This is a genomic window from Cribrihabitans neustonicus, assembly GCF_048820895.1.
GTDB classification, from domain to species: domain Bacteria; phylum Pseudomonadota; class Alphaproteobacteria; order Rhodobacterales; family Rhodobacteraceae; genus Cribrihabitans_A; species Cribrihabitans_A neustonicus.
The window spans coordinates 38,830-54,209 of the sequence record NZ_JBMERQ010000010.1; the positions used below are offsets into that span (position 1 = coordinate 38,830).

The window sequence follows — 15,380 nt, forward strand, 5'->3', positions numbered from 1 at the left end:
GGTCTCGTGGAGCTTCGGTTTTGCGGGGCCTTCTTTTTTGCCTGCTCTGTGCCTCCTAAGTTATTGTTATCTATTAACCTTCGCCGCGCGACTGCCAGCGCGCGTGAAGCTCTTCTATCAGTGTCTGGGCCTCGGCCTCGAGCCAGTCGGCAAATTCGCCGCCGGGCAGCTCCAGGCTCACGCCCTTGGCGGTGCGGCGCAGAGTGGCGCTGCGGCGGCCATCGACGGTGAGCGGCTGGGCCTGCGTGCGGGGTTTGGGCGCCGGTTTGCCGTTCAGCGGGGCAGGGGAGGGGACCGCGGCTTTGAACACCGCCTCGAAAGCCAGCACGGAAGGGTCCGCGGGCGCGGCCGCGGACCCTTCCGTCACCGCTTCGACGGCGAATTTGGTGTACTCCTGCTCCGCAATGCGGATCAGCGCCGCACGGTCCGCGCCGGTCTCGTCGATGGCCTTGGCCAGCGCGTCCCAGCGCGGGCGGCCAATGCCCTGGGCCGGGCCGATGGCGCGGATCAGATCGGGGCCGATGGCCTCAGCAATGGCGATGGCCATGGAAACGGAAGACTTGGTGACGGTGAGAACCTCGGCGACCTGGGACTGGTTGCCAAAGCCGTTTTCCACCAGCTCCTGCGCGAACAGCGCCTTTTCGATGAAGCTGAGGTCGCGGCGGGCCATGTTCTCGGATATCTGGGCGCGCACGGCGGCGTCTTCGTCCAGGTTCGCGACCAGCGCCCGCACCTTGGCGACCTTGTCGGAGGAGCGGATCGCCTCCAGACGGCGGCGGCCGTAGACCAGCAGGTAGCGGTCGGGCTCGGACGGATGGCGGCGGACCAAAATGGGTACGGTCTGGCCGTTGGCCTCGATCGCGTCACGCAGATCGGCCACATCGGCTGGGTCGAGCCGGTCGTGAATCCTTGTGTCCTCGATCTGATGCGGTTCCAGGTCCCAGACCCGGTGCGAATCCACCGCATCGCGGGCCGAGCGCAGGGCGCGGTTGCTGGACATCATCGAAGCCGCCGGGGCAGGGGAGGCGGCCACCGGCGCGCCGGCCGCGGCCAGGCTGTCGAGCATCGACAGGCGGGATTTCTTGCTGGTCATGTGCGCCCCCAGGTTTCCTGAATGAGCTGGCTGATTTCGTCGTTGACCGCGTTCAGGCTTTCGACCGCGCGGTCGTAGGTGGAGCGGGTGAAAGCGCTGCGTTCGACCTCGTAGAGGGTCTGTTTCGTCAGGCCCGCATCGGAAATGGCGGTGGATTTCAGCATCGGCGCGTTCAGCACCTTGTCGCCGTACATGGTGCGCAGGAAGGCAACGATGCGGTTCTGCGGCGCGTCGGACGGCTCGTAGCGGGTGAGCAGGTAGCGCATCCAGTCATGGCTCATGTCGGCGCCGGACTGGGCGATCACGTCCATCAGGTCGGCGGTCATGCGCAGGAACTGCGACATCGACATCACGTCGAGCATTTCCGGATGGATCGTGACCAGCACGCCGGTGGCGGCCGACAGCGCCGACATGGTGAGGAAGCCCAGCTGCGGCGGGCAGTCGATCACCACCACATCATAGTCGGAATCGACCTGTGTCAGAGCCTCTTTCACACGGAAGAAGAACAGTCCGGCGCTGCCCTGGGCGAGGGCTCGGGGGGTGTCGTGCTCGAACTCCATCAGCTCGAGGTTGCCGGGGATGAGGTCGAGATTCGGGATATAGGTCTTGCGGATTACCGACTGGATCGGGGCAGGGTCCTCGTAACGGATGGCATCGTAGAGCGTGCCGCCGTCTTTGAGGTCGAACTCCGGTTGGACGCCGTGCAGCGCGGTAAGCGACGCCTGCGGGTCCAGGTCGATGGCGAGCACCCGGTAGCCCTTGAGCGCGAGCCGCTGCGCCAGATGCGCGGAGGTGGTGGTCTTGCCGGATCCGCCCTTGAAGTTCATCACCCCGATGATCTGCATGTGGTCGCCGCCGCGCCGCCCGGGCAGGTAGTCGCCGGGCTTGCGGGCGGTCTTCTCCAGGAGTTCGCGCAGCTGCTGGATGTCCTCGGCGGAGTACTGGCGGCGGTTGCCGGCGGTCAGTTCGGGCGAGGGGCCCTTGCCGTCCAGATGCAGCTTGCGCAGGTAGGAATCATTGACCCCGAGCAGGGCCGCGGCCTCGCCCGAGGTGAACTTGCGCATGGTTTTGGATGCGTTCGGCGGAAACAGGCTTTCGCGCTGCGCATGCAGCTGGGCGGCGATCCATTCGGAATGCTGACGAATGACCGCGTTGAGGTCTTCCGGGGTATATGTATGATCCATCTGCCCTGTGTGCCTGCCTTCTGCGCCGCTCTGCCTCATGCTCCGCGGACGGGTCCGGGGCCGGCTCTGTGCGGATGCAGCTGACCGTGTTTTCTGCCCGGACCGTGTTCACGGAATTTGGCGTTTGCCGCCTTGTTTCCGTGACTATTGGCTAATGAGCGGGATTCGTGCAAGTGTTTTCTATAGTTGGCCGGGAAGGGCCTGATTTTCGCTGGTTCGCGAGACTCGGAATTGATGACCAGGTCTGGGAACCAGCGGTCTTTACCAAGATCCGGGACTGGCTTCTGGCCGCCGGCATACCGCATGGAACCTGGCCGGACATTCCACCCCGCTGAGCCGCCGCGGGCTGACTCCGGTGTTCGAGATTCCCGGGCCGGTGACGGCGATGGCCTATGCGCTGCTGACCGCCTGGAACACCGGGCATGTAACCAACGGGTTTTCCCTGTTGCTGATGCCGGCGCTGCTGTTTGCGGGCTGGGCCGTGATCGACCGCCGCTGGTCCTTTCTATATCTCCTCAGTGGTGATCAGGCGGATCCGCTGAGGGCGGAAGAGGGGCCGGGGCAGCCCGGCCAGCAGGCATAGGCGCGGTAGCCGGTGTCCACGGGTGCATGCCGCGGACGTCGGCATGCACCCTGCAGTTCCCGGTGCACTGGATGGGTGTGCCGTGGCCGTTCAAGAATTCTTCTTTTCACTGCGGCCACGAGGAACGGCTACAAGCCGGCCTCTTGTCATCCCCGAAACTGGCCAGCTTGACCGCAGCGGAACAGCCCGCTTGGCCGGCCCCGGCGATGATGACTCCGTGATCGCTCATGTGATGTGTCCTTTGGCTTGGGAGCGCGCTCGGCAGTATTCCCGGTCGGCGATGTCCAGGGTCCGGTCGAGGATGCCAAGACCGGTCATCAGGTCCTCCTCGCTGATGTTCAGCGGCGGGGTCAGGCGGATGACGTTGGAGAAGAACGACAGGTACAGGCCCGCATCCATCGCAAAACCCATCATCTCGGTCATCGGTCCGGCATCCGGGCCCTTGGCGGCAAACGGCACGAGCGGCTCGCGGGTCTCGCGGTTCTTCACCAGTTCGATGCCGTTGAACATGCCCTTGCCGCGGATATCCCCGATCGAGGGGTGTTTCTCGGCCAGCCTGTGCAGCTCCGCTCGCATCTTCTCACCCATCGCGGTGGCGTGGGCGAGGGTGCCTTCCTCCTGCATCGCGCGGATCGCGGCGACGCCGGAGGCACAGGCGAGCGGGTGGCCCGCATAGGTGAGCCCACCGGGCAGCGGGGTGCTGCGCAGCCAGTCGTGCAGTTCGGTGCTGACAGACATGGTGCCAAGCGGCACGTAGCCGGAATTGATGCCCTTGGCCGCGGTGATGATATCCGGCTGCACATCCCAGTGATCGACGGCAAACCATTTTCCGGTGCGGCCGAACCCGGCCATCACCTCGTCTGCGATCAGCAGGATGCCGTATTTTTCGCAGGTTGCCTTGATCGATTGCAGATAGCCGTCCGGCGGTACGATGATGCCGTTGGTACCGACGATGGGTTCCAGGATCACCGCCGCCACGGTGTTCGGGTTCTCATACATGAGAAGTTCTTCCAGGTGCGGCCCGCCCTGGGCGACCGGGCAGTTGGCCGGGTCGCGGTGGCCGGTCGGCAGGCGGTAGACATAGGGGTCCAGCATCCGCACCACGCCGGGCATGTCGGCGCGGGTCAGGTGGTGACGCGGATCGCCGGTCAGCGACAGCGTGCCGCCGGTGGCGCCGTGGTAACTGCGATAGCGGGCAATGATCTTGCTCCGCCCGGTGTAGTGCCGGGCCAGTCGGATCGCGGTCTCATTGGCCGCCGAACCGCCGGTGGTAAAAAACGTCGAGGAGATATTGGCGGGCGTGATCTCGTTCATCAGCGCCGCCAGCTCCGAGCGCACGTCCGAGCCCATCGCCGGGCCGATGTAGCACAGCCTATCCGCCTGATCCTTGATCGCCTGTACGATCTTGGGGTGCTGGTGGCCGAGGTTGGCATTGACCAGCTGTGATTGGAAATCGAGATAGCGCTTGCCGTCGCTGTCCCAGAACCACGAGCCACTGGCGCCGGTGATCACCCGCGGTTTGTCCCCTTGTTTCGACCAACTTTGCAGATAGTGGCTGGCGTGCATCTCTTGCACCCAGGCGGGATCATGGGAAGGGTAGGCGTTCGAGAAGTCGTCCATGGGTCTTGCCTTTGGTTTTACTGCTGTGGTCAGTCGAGGAGGGCGATGGACTGGCCAAGCGCCTCGGCGTCGGGGGATACGCCCAGCCCGGTGCCTTCAGGCGGGGCAATTCGGCCATTGCGGCGGCTGGGCGCGCTGGGATCGAGCCGCGGGCCGACATAATGGGACAGGTCGCAGGTGTTCATGATGCCGCGCGCCGGAGTCGAGGCCGCCAGGTGCAGCAACGCTGCGGTGGTGATGTCGCTGCCCCAGGTGTCCTCAATGCACATCTGGGTGCCGAGGGCGAGGCAGAGATCGCGTGTCCGGCGCATGGCCGAGAGACCGCCCATCTTGGAGAGTTTCAGCGCCGCTGCGTCCATGCAGCCGGCCTGGTGGCCCGCCATGATGGAATGGATGTCGCGGGCGCTTTCGTCCAGTTTCATCGGCAGTCCGGTGGCCGCGCGCACATGGGCACACTCCTCGATCGTCGCGCAGGGCTGTTCCAGCATGATGTCGAGATGGGCCACCGCCCGGCCCACACGGGTTGCGGTCAACGCATCGGCGCCACAATTCCAGTCGCCATAAACCAATGGGCCACTGCCGACCGCTTCGCGCACCTGCATCAGGCGCGCAACGTCGGCTTCCCAGTCGCCGTCGGCGCCAAGCTTCACTTGGAACTGCCGCATGCCGAGGTCATAGGCCTCGCGCGCCCTGCGCGCCATCTTACCCGGCTCGACGCAGGTGATCGAGTGGTAGAGCGGCATGTCCGCCACCGCACGGCCGCCCAGCAAGGCATAGAGCGGCAGCCCGGCGGCCTGGGCGGTCAGATCCCAGAGCGCGGTGTCGATGGCCGACTTGGCGTAGTCATGCCCGATCAGGTGCTTGTTCAGACGCTCCATCAGCACCTCGGGCCCGACCGGATCGGCACCGATCAGCACCGGCGCCAATTCCTCCAGCGCCGGGATCACGCCCTTGGCATAGGCGGGCAGGTAATGCGGGATCGGGCAGACCTCGCCCCAGCCGGCATGCCCGCTGTCGGTGTCCAGGCGCAGGACCACCGACAGCGTGGTATCGCAGGTCTTGCCGCCGGCCATGTAGTAGGTCTCGTGACTGGTCAGCGGAACTTCCCAGGCGGTGATACGTGTGATCTTCATGTTGGACCCATCACTGTAAGCGCGGCGGGGAGGCGCCCCCGCCGCTGTTTGTCACTGCGCGGCAACCAGGCTGGCGTCGGCGCGCGGACGTTCGGACTTCGGATCGTAGGCCGGCGCCGCGAGGATACGGCCCTTGCGGGGCTTGCCCGCGATGAGCACCTCGACCCCGGTGCCGGGCGCGGCGGCGTGCGGCTTCAGATAGGCAAAGGCGAGGATCTTGCCGACGCTGTGGCCGTAGGCGACCGAGGCCGTCGCCCCGGCGACCTTGCCATCCACCCGGACGGCTTCGCCGCCGTGCCCGTCCTCGATCCCGTCCGGGTCGATCTCCAGATAGGCGCAGATCCAGGGCAGGCGGCCTCCTTCGGCCTCGGCCGCGCTGGCGCGGGTCGCCACGACGCCCAGGTACTCCTTATCGAGGCTGACGAACCGCCCCATGCCCGCTTCCGGCAGAGTGACCTCATTAGTGAGTTCGCCCGCGCCGGGGAAGGCTTTCTCCATGCGCAGGCTGTTCATCGCGAAGGAGCCGTAGTTCCCGATGCCATACGCCTCGCCCGCGGCCCAGAGCGTGGTGTAGACGTCCACGCAGGCCGCATCCGGCATGTGCAGCTCCCAGCCCAGCTCGCCCGCGTAGGACAAGCGCAAGGCCCAGACCTTGTGGCCTGCAACGGTGATTTCCTGCGCCGACAGCCAGCGGAAGCCCGCGTTGGACAAGTCCGCATCGGTGCATTTGGCCAGCACCTCGCGGGACCGCGGGCCGTTCAGGGCCAGCGCAGACCACTCTTCGGAGAGCGTTTTGACAAGGACGGTCTCCCCCGCGCGGTTCTGGTCCAGGTGATCCAGCAGACGCTGTTCGAAGAAGGCCGCGCAGACCAGGTAGTAGCGGTCTGCGGCCATGCGCACGATGGTAGTTTCCAGCTCGATCCGGCCCCGGCGGTTGAGCATGTGGGTCAGGGTGATCGAACCGTCCTTTTGCGGCATCTTGTTGGCGGTCAGCCGGTCCAGATAGGCATGCGCATCCGGGCCCGAGACCTCGACCTTGGTGAAGGCGGTCACGTCCATGATTCCCACCCGTTCGCGCACGGCCTTGCACTCCTGCGCGACCATGCCAAAGACCTCGTTGCGGCGGAAGGAGTAGTGATCGCGCTGCGCGACGCCATCGCGGGCGAACCAGCGCGGGCGTTCGTGGCCGTAGACCTCCTCGTAGACCGCGCCCTTCTCCTTCAGGATCTCATAGAGCGGCGAGGGCTTGATCGGGCGCCCGGCCAGGCGGTTGAAATGCGGGAAGGGGATTTCGTGGCGCAGCTTGTAGTCCTCATGCGCCTTGATCACCTGCCAGTCCTTCCTGGCGTAGGCGCCGAAGCGGCGCGGGTCATAGTCGCGCATGTTGATTTCGGCGGCGCCGTGCACCATCCATTTCGCCAGTTCGCGGGTCAGCCCCGGCCCCCAGCCGATGCCGATCTGGGTGCCGCAGCAGCACCAGTAGTTCTTGACGCCGGGCGCGGGGCCGACCATCGGGTTGCCGTCCGGCGGATGCGAGATCGCGCCATGCACTTCGCGGGTGATGCCCAGCTCGGCAAAGACCGGCATGCGCTCCAGCGCGTTTTCCAGCCACGGCATGACACGGTCATAATCCGCCTCGAACAGCCAGTTCTCGCACTCCCAGGGGCATTCGTCATGCCACACGGAGTTCGAGTTCTCCTTTTCGTAAATGCCGATCAGCCCCTTTTTCTGCTCCATGCGGATGTAGCCGGAGACCATCCTGTCGTCGCGGATCACCGGCAGTTCAGTGTCAAGATCCTTGAATTCGGGCACGTCCTCGGTGACGAAATAGTGGTGGGTCATCGAAGTCATCGGCAGTTGCAGGCCGGACCATTCGCCCATCTGGCGGGCATAGGTGCCGCCAGCGTTGACCACATGCTCGCAGATGATGGTGCCCTGTTCGGTTTCCACCGCCCATGCCCCGTCATCGCGTTGGGTAATGTTGGTGGCGCGGCAGTGGCGGAAGAACTTTACGCCGGTCTTCCGGGCCCCCGCGGCCAGCGCCATGGTCACATTTGACGGGTCAACGTGGCCGTCATCAGGCGTGTAAAGGGCGCCGATTACGCCGTCGAGATTATAGAAGGGGTGCTTTTCGGCGATGAACTCCGGGCCGACCAGCTCGATATTGAAACCGAGCGCGCGGCCGACCGACAGGGTATGGTGCAGCCAGTCCATCTCGTCTTCGGTATAGGCCAGGCGGAAGGAGCCGCAGCCGTGCCAGGTGACCGCCTGTCCGGTCTCCTCCTCCAGCGTCTTCGAGTAGAGGCGGATGTTGTAATCGACCATCCTGCCCAGCCCGTAGGAGCTGGTGGAATGGGTGATCTGGCCCGCGGCGTGCCAGGTGGAGCCCGAGGTCAGCTCTGCCTTTTCCAGCAGCACCGTGTCCTCCCCCCAGCCCTCGTGGCCCAGGTGATAGGCCAGGCCGCAGCCCATGACCCCTCCACCCACGATGACGACCCTGGCGCGCGCCGGCAGTTCCTTCTTGGACATCGCAAATTATCCTGTTGGATAGTGGCGGAATTTGATGGACTTGGTAATCGTACAATTGTACCAAAGTCAACTAGCAATGGTACATCCGGTTGTGCAAAGGGGGCTTCATGAACTTTACTGCGGTGCCAAATCCGGGCCTGGAGGCGCTTTCGGCTGTGCTCGACGATCTCACCCCGCAGGTGCGCAAGGCCGCCCGCTACGTGATGGAACACCCGCAGGACATTGGCTTTTCCACCGTCCGTGAGGCGGCCGAAGCGGCCGGCGTCAAGCCCAACACGATGGTGCGCATGGCCCGGCAGGCGGGATTCGAGGGCTACGACGAGTTCCGCGAGCATTTCCGGGAAGCGATCCGCACCGGCGAGCCGACGCTCTCCGGCCGGGCGCGCTGGCTGCAGAACGTCCAAAAGCGCGGCGGCATGGGCGCGCTCTATGCGCAGATGGCCGAAAGCGCGCTGCGCAACATCGAGGCGACCTTTGCCGCCGCCAATGAGGCGGATCTGCAGGCCGCTGCGCAAGTGATTTCGAAATCCCGTAATGTCTACACGCTGGGTGTCGGCGTGAACCACGCCAACGCCAGCAATTTCTCCTACCTCGCCTCCACCGGGATGAGCGGTTTCCACGCGATTCCGCGGCCCGGCTCAACCGCCGTGGACGACCTCGCCGGGGCATGCGCGAAAGACAGCCTGATCGCGATCACCTGTGCGCCCTACCGGACCGAAGTGGTGGAGGCCGTGCGGATCGCGAAAGCGCAGGGGGTCAGGATCATCGCCCTCTCCGATTCGCCGGTGTCCCCGATCATCCGGGCCGCCGACTTCGGCTTTGTCATCTCGACGGAAACGCCCCAGTTCTTCCCGTCTTCCGTATCCGCTATCGCGCTTCTTGAGACTCTCCTGAGTTTCGTTATCGCGATGTCGACCGAGGAAGTCGCGGAACGCGTCGAACAGTTTCACAACCGCCGCCACCGGCTTGGCCTTTACCATGAGGATGTGACATGACCCTCTCGCCCATCCGCTCGCTGGACGCCAGATACTATGTCGATCCCGGCATCTTCGACCGGGAGATGAACGGCCTGCTTGCCCGCACCTGGCAGTTTGCGGGCCATGCCTCGGACATCCCCAACCAGGGCGATTACTTCGCCTTCGAGATCGCGGGCCAGCGCCTGTTCGCGATCCGCGGGCGCGACGACGCCATCCGCACATTCTACAACGTCTGCCAGCATCGCGCCCATGAGCTGGTGACCGGCACCGGCAGCACCCGCGTCGTGGTCTGCCCCTACCACCAGTGGACCTACGAGCTGACCGGCGGCCTGCGCTCCGGGCCCAACATCAGGAAGGTGCCCGGCTTTGACCGGAAGAAGATCTGCCTGACCGAAGTCCGGACCGAGGATTTCCTGGGCTTCATCTTCGTCAACCTCGACAGGGAGGCGGCGCCGATGGACGAGTGGTACCCGGGCGTGCGCGAGGAAATCGCCGAGTTCGTACCGCAGATCCGGGACCTGGCGCCGCTGGAATGGGTCGAGATCGAGGAGAGCTGCAACTGGAAGGTCTCGGTAGAGAACTACTCGGAATGCTACCACTGCCCGGCCAACCACCCGACCTTTGCCGAAGGCGTGATCAAGCCGGAAACCTATGACATCCAGCCGGATGCCAGCGGCGGATACGTGCTGCGCCACACGACGGAATGCCAGAGCCTGGAGAAGATGACCTACCCGGTCGATCTGGAGAGCAGCAAACATGCCGGCGACTACCGAAGCTGGTTCCTGTGGCCGATGTTCTCGTTCCAGTGCTACCCGGGCAACGTGCTGAACACCTACCACTGGCGGGCCAACTCGGTGGACAGCTGTACCGTCTGGCGCGGCTGGTACACCGAAGGCGGGTTCGAAAGCGATGTGATCCGCGGCCTGGCCGCCCAGGACCGCGACACCACGGTGGCCGAGGATATCCGGCTTGTGGAATCCGTGCATCGCGGCCTGAAATCCAAGGGCTATGTCCCCGGTCCCCTTGTGCTTGATCCCGCCTGTGGCGTGATGAGCGAACATTCCGTCGCCAAGCTTCAGCAATGGATGCGCGAAGCCGTGGAATAGCTTCCCGCAGAAAATTCAGACCCGCAGCGCACCGGAGGGTGAGACCCGCCCGCCGGGCCAAGGAGGTGCGCGGCATGCAAGGAGTGAAGCCGTATTGGCGGAATTACGTAAACGGCAGCTGGACCGGCGCGGGGCAGGGCGGATCGATGTGATCAGCCCGGGCACCGGCGGGAAACTGGCTGAACAGATGCTCGCCGATGCGGGCGATGTGGACCGTGCGGTTATGGACGCCCGCCGGGTGCATCTGTCCGGTGATCTGAGCGGTCTGCGCCCGGTCGAGCGCGGGCGCATGGTGCAGGCCATGGGCCGCTGCCTGCTGGAGCATACCGAGGACATCGCGCCGGTGCTGACGCTGGAGCAGGGCAAGCCGCTTTGGGAAGCGCCGGGATCGCGACCATCGGCATCGGACTGCCGGATCAGCTGTTAGCCACCCTGCCGCTGGCGCTGAGCGATGCCATGGACTGGGTCCTCCCGGTTATGGTGGTGTGCTGGTGGCGGTGTCCGTCCTGACGGCGATCTGGCGTTGCAGCCAGCGCGAAAAGCACGGGCTTTCGGACTTCCGCGGCGGGACTGCCGCCCGGTCCCCGGCCGAATAGACGCGAAAACGCGGCCGGCCCTCTTGCGGGCCGGCCGGGCCACTCAAGGAGAATGACCATGGACGACAACCTGTTCGAACGCGGCCTGGCGCAGCGCAAATCGACGCTGGGCGCGGAGTATGTCGAGAAGAACCTTGCTGCCGCCGATGATTTCACCCGCCCGTTCCAGGAGGCGATGACCGCGTGGTGCTGGGGCTTCGGCTGGGGGGACGGCACCATCGACGCCAAGACCCGCTCGATGATGAACCTCGCAATGATCGGCGCCCTCGGCAAAATGCATGAATGGGAGGTTCACTGCAAAGGCGCGCTGAACAACGGCGTCACCAAGGAGGAGATCCGGTCGATCATCCACGTGATCGGCATCTACTGCGGCGTGCCGCAATCCCTCGAATGTTTCCGGGTCGCCCGCAAGGTGCTGACCGATTGCGGCCTGCTGGAGGAGTGACTGGCCATGGTGACGATTGCTTATGCTTCCTTTGACGGGGAACCTCTACGGTCGAGGCTCCGCTCGGCTCCACCGCGACGCAGGGGGACGCGATGGCGGTATCCCCGGGATCGAGACCGGCTGCGGCCGCACCTGTGCCTGCGTGGACCAGGGGCCAATTGGCAACATAACTCATATTACTTGCCGGGTGAGTGTGCCCGCAAAGCTAAAATCTGACCCTTTGGCGATTCAGGAATGCCACTCTCGCCTGGCACGAGAATGACCCGCGGGCGGTCTGGCAAATACGTGGACAGCTGCGAATGCGCGGAAGTGTGGCTGGAGTTCCGCTGTAAAGAGCTCCAGTTCCCCTGCGCGGCATTCGGCAAGGATCAGCGCGTCACCCATGCTGCCATTGCGGAGAACAAGCGCCTCAGGGCCGTGCTCGGATTCAGAAAGGCTGACCAGGACAAGACCCCGCCGAAACAGCACCGCGGCGGGAAACAGCGCACAGGCAATCAGCCGGCGGGAAGGCGCAACGGCGGCTGGAACACACTGGCAGAGCGCAGGGCCAAGGCAACCGGCACAGCCAGCCAGGGCTCCGATATTTGAGGTCTGCGCCCTCCGCAGCTGAAGCGGACGGCCGCTGGAAGATTGCCTGGCGGCGCGGAGGCGATAGGCCTGAGACCGCGGACCGTCCGGGCCGCGCAGCCTGCGGGCTTTCGCGGCCATACCGCGGGCGCTTCACTGTTGCCGCGGCAGGCAAGATGCTTGGGTCATACCGCCAGCAGCGCGCTTGCCCGGCGCCTGATTCCGCTGGCAAGAGCTTCGGCCAGCTGCTGCGGGAAGCCGGCGGGCAGCTTGGCCATTGTCTCTTCCAGGGCAGGTTCCAGCTGCGGTGCGATGTCTGCCAGATCCTCTTCGGCCAGCGCAACGCCGTACCCTGCCGCCTTGGCCGCCTGCAGGAAGTGGCGCGGCACCACCTCATTGATCCGGTAATGCCCGTTCACCGCCATGGCGAGGCGCATCCGGTTCTGGCGGATCTGTCCATCGTCTGCTGCTTTCTGGGCGCTCAGGACATCGTAGAGAGGGGTCATGCGGAAACCGCCGGGGCGCAGCGCGATGCTGAAATTCTTGGCGTGCCCGTCGGTGGCTCCCAGGAGCCAGAACAGTGCCTGCGCGCGGAAAAAAGCGCGCTGATCGGCCTCCGGATCGTCACTGCCTGCAAGCAGTCCGATCCCATCCGCGATCCCCGGCCCGCCATCCATCTGGTACTTCTGGCTGGGCGGCACCGAGAGTGCCTGGCAAAAGTCCTCCTGCGGGAGCCGGATCAGCCGGCCGTCCCTGGTCCAGCGTCTGTCGAACCGAGTCACCACAAGGCTTCGCACATCCTCGAAGTCGATGATCTCCGCCTCGGCCACACTCAGGCCCATGGCGCGGCAGAAGCTCATACAGAAGAATTCGTTCTCGACGCTGTCGGAGAGATCGATGCCCGCGGGCAGCACACCGAGCTGGGTCTTGAGGATATGGGTCGTGGGGGTCATGCCCGAGGGCCGGATCCATTGCCCCTCGTGGCGGAGAAGCGCGGTTTTCTCCTGCGCGCCGGCGATGGAAATGCGGAAGTCATCCTCTTCCTCCAGCCCCAGAGGGGCGCTCTCCAGGTTGCGCAGCATGGCGGCAATCTGCGCTTCGGTAACAGGCTCGCCTGCGGGGCCGCCCACCGCGGAGACCTCGCCCGCGGCGAACTGCAGCGCGCCCACGCAGTCGCGCCCGATCTTCTCCAGCATGTGCCAGGCATCGGTGCCGCCCGCGCGCACCCGCGCGGCGACGCGCTCGCGGATGGCCTGATTGTCCGGCAGCAGGTTTTCCAGATACGCGATGACCGGCCCGCCCTGATGCGCCTCCTCGCGCAGCGGCAGGGAGAGCGAGACCGGCATGGCATGTTCCCATGCCAGCCAATCCGGATCATAGATAAAGCTGATCGCCCCGGACCCGGCGAGGCGCAGGGCACCAACCTGCCGCCCGTTCAGAAGCACCTGCATCACGCCGCTGCGCCCGCGTTTCGCCATCAGAAGATATCCTCGATATCGGCCGAGCCGCCGCGTTCGGCCAGCCGGAACTCAAGCCCGAGCGCGGCCATCACGGCCAGCACCGTGGCAAGCTTGGTCCCTGCATCGCCATTCTCCAGTGATGAAATGGTTGCCACGCGCAAATTGGTGCGCGTGCTGATATCGCTCTGCGTCCAGCCGCGCGCCTTGCGCGACCGGCGGAGCGCCTCGCCGAGCTGTACGGCTGTTCGTGCTGTGAGTTCCATGCTGAGGCTCCTTTTACGGGGGAGCGTAAATAAAGTGAAATTACGCTTCAACGTAAAAAATCAGGAATTGCGCTATGGCGTAATTCCTGAGGTGCCGAAGCCCGCCTGGATTTCACTCGGGGTTCCGCGCCGCATCCGCGACCCGTTCCAGGTTCCATCACCGAACTGATGTAGTACCAGCTCCATGCGCCTTTGACCCAGGAACGGATACCGCCAAAGATCTTGCCCGCGTATTCCACGTCAAGGTTCGTGAAAACCGCAAAAGCAGCAACCATTGCCTCAGGCAACGGCCGGGGGTGTCCGGCCGCATGAGGGCGCGGCTGCTGATGCAATTTCCTCCGCTAGGACTCATTTCGCCCTACCGCATGACAAACGGGTCCGGGATAGGGGCGTCTGATGTGCGCAGCCAGACGGTTTTCACTTTGGTGTAATCCAAGGCTGCCTGCAGCCCGCCCTCGCGCCCGTGCCCGGACAGGCCGTGGCCGCCAAAGGGCGCGATCGGGCTCACCGCGCGGTAGGTGTTGACCCAGACAATGCCCGCGCGGATGCCCCGGATCATCCGGTGCGCGCGGGTGAGGTTCCGGGTAAACACGCCCGAGGCCAGCCCGAAAGCGGTGGCGTTGGCAATCTCCACCGCCTGCGCCTCGGTCGCGAAATCCACAACCGACAGGACGGGACCGAAGAATTCACTGCTGAGGCAGGGCGCATCCGGCGCATCCGAGCAGTCCAGCACCGTGGGCGGGAAAAAGAAGCCCTCCCCCTCCGGCACGGTGCCGCCGGTGACCAGCCTGGCGCCGGCCTTCACCGAGGCCGCGATCAGCCGCACCGCATGGTCGCGCTGTTTCAGGGTGCAGAGCGGCCCCACCTCGGTCGCCATGTCATCCGGCGCGCCGATCACCACCGCTTCGGCCTTCTCCTTCAGCCGCTTCAGGAAGGCGTCCTTGATGCCCTTCTGGATCACCAGCCGCGATCCGGCGACGCAGCTTTGCCCGGTGGCGGCAAAGATGCCGGAAACCTGCGCATTCACGGCGCTTTCCAGATCGGCGTCGTCAAACACGATGAAGGGCGACTTGCCGCCCAGCTCCAGCGAGGTGGAGGCGAGGTTCTCCGCCGAGTTGCGCACGATATGGCGCGCGGTCTCCGGCCCGCCGGTAAAGGCGACATGCGCCACCGATGCGTGGCTGGTCAGCGCCGCCCCCGCCTCCGGCCCGCCGGTAATCACATTGAGCACACCGGGCGGGAAGCCCGCCTGATCAAAGATGCGGGCAAATTCCAACATCGGCGCCGGGCCTTCCTCGGAGGCTTTCAGCACCACCGTGCAGCCCGCCGCCAGCGCCGGGCCGATCTTCACCGCCGACAGGAACAGCTGCGAATTCCACGGCACGATGGCGGCCACCACCCCCACCGGCTCGCGCCGCAGCCAGACCTCCATGTCGGGCTTGTCGATCGGCAGATGCGCGCCCTCGATCTTGTCGGCGAGCCCTGCGTAATAGCGGTAGTAATCCGCCACATAGGCAATCTGGGCCGAGGTCTCGCGGATGATCTTGCCGGTGTCGCGGGTTTCCAGCTCCGCCAGGCGCGGGGCGTTCTGCGCCACCAGATCGGCGAGCCGCATCAGGAGCCTGCCTCGCTGGGTGGCACTCATCCCGGCCCAGGCGCTGGAGAAGAACGCTGCCTCCGCGGCCCGAGCCGCCCGGTCCACATCCGCTGCCGATGCCGCAGGCATTTGCGCCCAAGGTGTGCCGGCCGCAGGATCGAGGCTTTCGAACGTTGCGCCTGCGTCTTCAAAAGCCCCGCCGATATACTGCTGGAAACTCTGCATTT

Annotated in this window: 14 protein-coding genes; 6 read left to right on the top strand and 8 right to left on the bottom strand. The window is 65.2% G+C overall.

Annotated elements, in window-relative coordinates; translation table 11 throughout:
* Positions 1-73: 73 nt before the first annotated feature.
* Both repB and repA read right to left on the bottom strand, forming a co-directional pair.
* Positions 74-1,093 (bottom strand): plasmid partitioning protein RepB, encoded by a 1,020-nt coding sequence (repB, locus tag ACOHWE_RS16785; protein WP_420667872.1) that lies wholly within the window; start codon positions 1,091-1,093, stop codon positions 74-76.
* The gene (gene repA, locus ACOHWE_RS16790; RefSeq protein ID WP_420667873.1) at positions 1,090-2,277 is read right to left on the bottom strand and encodes a plasmid partitioning protein RepA; all 1,188 of its coding nucleotides are present in this window, start codon (positions 2,275-2,277) and stop codon (positions 1,090-1,092) included. The genes repB and repA overlap by 4 nt, the downstream gene beginning before the upstream one ends.
* A 355-nt stretch (positions 2,278-2,632) precedes the next feature.
* Between repA and ACOHWE_RS16800 the strand changes: the two genes are divergently transcribed.
* Positions 2,633-2,860 carry a hypothetical protein gene (locus tag ACOHWE_RS16800; protein WP_420667874.1) on the top strand — a complete coding sequence of 76 codons (228 nt, stop codon included), beginning with the start codon at positions 2,633-2,635 and terminating at the stop codon, positions 2,858-2,860.
* A gap of 225 nt (positions 2,861-3,085) precedes the next feature.
* Here ACOHWE_RS16800 and ACOHWE_RS16805 read toward each other — a convergent pair whose 3' ends face one another.
* From ACOHWE_RS16805 to ACOHWE_RS16815, 3 genes are read right to left on the bottom strand one after another with little or no spacing between them, the layout of a single operon-like run.
* The gene (locus ACOHWE_RS16805; RefSeq protein ID WP_420667875.1) at positions 3,086-4,480 is read right to left on the bottom strand and encodes an aminotransferase class III-fold pyridoxal phosphate-dependent enzyme; all 1,395 of its coding nucleotides are present in this window, start codon (positions 4,478-4,480) and stop codon (positions 3,086-3,088) included.
* Between the two features lie 29 nt (positions 4,481-4,509).
* Positions 4,510-5,613 carry a mandelate racemase/muconate lactonizing enzyme family protein gene (locus tag ACOHWE_RS16810; protein WP_420667876.1) on the bottom strand — a complete coding sequence of 368 codons (1,104 nt, stop codon included), beginning with the start codon at positions 5,611-5,613 and terminating at the stop codon, positions 4,510-4,512.
* Positions 5,614-5,664: 51 nt separating this feature from the next.
* Positions 5,665-8,142 carry an FAD-dependent oxidoreductase gene (locus ACOHWE_RS16815; protein ID WP_420667877.1) on the bottom strand — a complete coding sequence of 826 codons (2,478 nt, stop codon included), beginning with the start codon at positions 8,140-8,142 and terminating at the stop codon, positions 5,665-5,667.
* A gap of 107 nt (positions 8,143-8,249) precedes the next feature.
* Here ACOHWE_RS16815 and ACOHWE_RS16820 point away from each other — a divergent pair, with 107 nt between their 5' ends.
* The 5 genes from ACOHWE_RS16820 to ACOHWE_RS16840 all read left to right on the top strand — a co-directional run bounded on the left by ACOHWE_RS16820 (position 8,250) and on the right by ACOHWE_RS16840 (position 11,854).
* Positions 8,250-9,137, top strand: coding sequence for a MurR/RpiR family transcriptional regulator (locus ACOHWE_RS16820; protein WP_420667878.1), 888 nt, complete (start codon positions 8,250-8,252; stop codon positions 9,135-9,137).
* Entirely contained in the window at positions 9,134-10,225 is a 1,092-nt protein-coding gene (locus ACOHWE_RS16825) for an aromatic ring-hydroxylating oxygenase subunit alpha (protein ID WP_420667879.1), read from the top strand. Before ACOHWE_RS16820 ends, ACOHWE_RS16825 begins: the two co-directional genes overlap by 4 nt.
* 94 nt (positions 10,226-10,319) lie before the next feature.
* On the top strand, positions 10,320-10,652 hold the full coding sequence (locus ACOHWE_RS16830) for an aldehyde dehydrogenase family protein (RefSeq protein ID WP_420667880.1): 333 nt from the start codon (positions 10,320-10,322) through the stop codon (positions 10,650-10,652).
* Positions 10,653-10,873: 221 nt separating this feature from the next.
* The gene (locus ACOHWE_RS16835; RefSeq protein ID WP_420667881.1) at positions 10,874-11,266 is read left to right on the top strand and encodes a carboxymuconolactone decarboxylase family protein; all 393 of its coding nucleotides are present in this window, start codon (positions 10,874-10,876) and stop codon (positions 11,264-11,266) included.
* A gap of 285 nt (positions 11,267-11,551) precedes the next feature.
* Positions 11,552-11,854 (top strand): hypothetical protein, encoded by a 303-nt coding sequence (locus ACOHWE_RS16840; protein WP_420667882.1) that lies wholly within the window; start codon positions 11,552-11,554, stop codon positions 11,852-11,854.
* 164 nt (positions 11,855-12,018) lie between these two features.
* Here ACOHWE_RS16840 and ACOHWE_RS16845 read toward each other — a convergent pair whose 3' ends face one another.
* The 3 genes from ACOHWE_RS16845 to ACOHWE_RS16855 all read right to left on the bottom strand — a co-directional run bounded on the left by ACOHWE_RS16845 (position 12,019) and on the right by ACOHWE_RS16855 (position 15,378).
* Positions 12,019-13,311 (bottom strand): type II toxin-antitoxin system HipA family toxin, encoded by a 1,293-nt coding sequence (locus tag ACOHWE_RS16845; RefSeq protein WP_420667883.1) that lies wholly within the window; start codon positions 13,309-13,311, stop codon positions 12,019-12,021.
* A complete protein-coding gene (locus tag ACOHWE_RS16850) occupies positions 13,311-13,556 on the bottom strand; it encodes a helix-turn-helix domain-containing protein (RefSeq protein ID WP_420667884.1) in 246 nt (81 codons plus the stop codon). Before ACOHWE_RS16850 ends, ACOHWE_RS16845 begins: the two co-directional genes overlap by 1 nt.
* A gap of 358 nt (positions 13,557-13,914) precedes the next feature.
* Positions 13,915-15,378: an aldehyde dehydrogenase gene (locus ACOHWE_RS16855; protein WP_420667885.1), complete on the bottom strand. Its 1,464-nt coding sequence runs from the start codon at positions 15,376-15,378 to the stop codon at positions 13,915-13,917.
* Positions 15,379-15,380 lie beyond the last annotated feature (2 nt).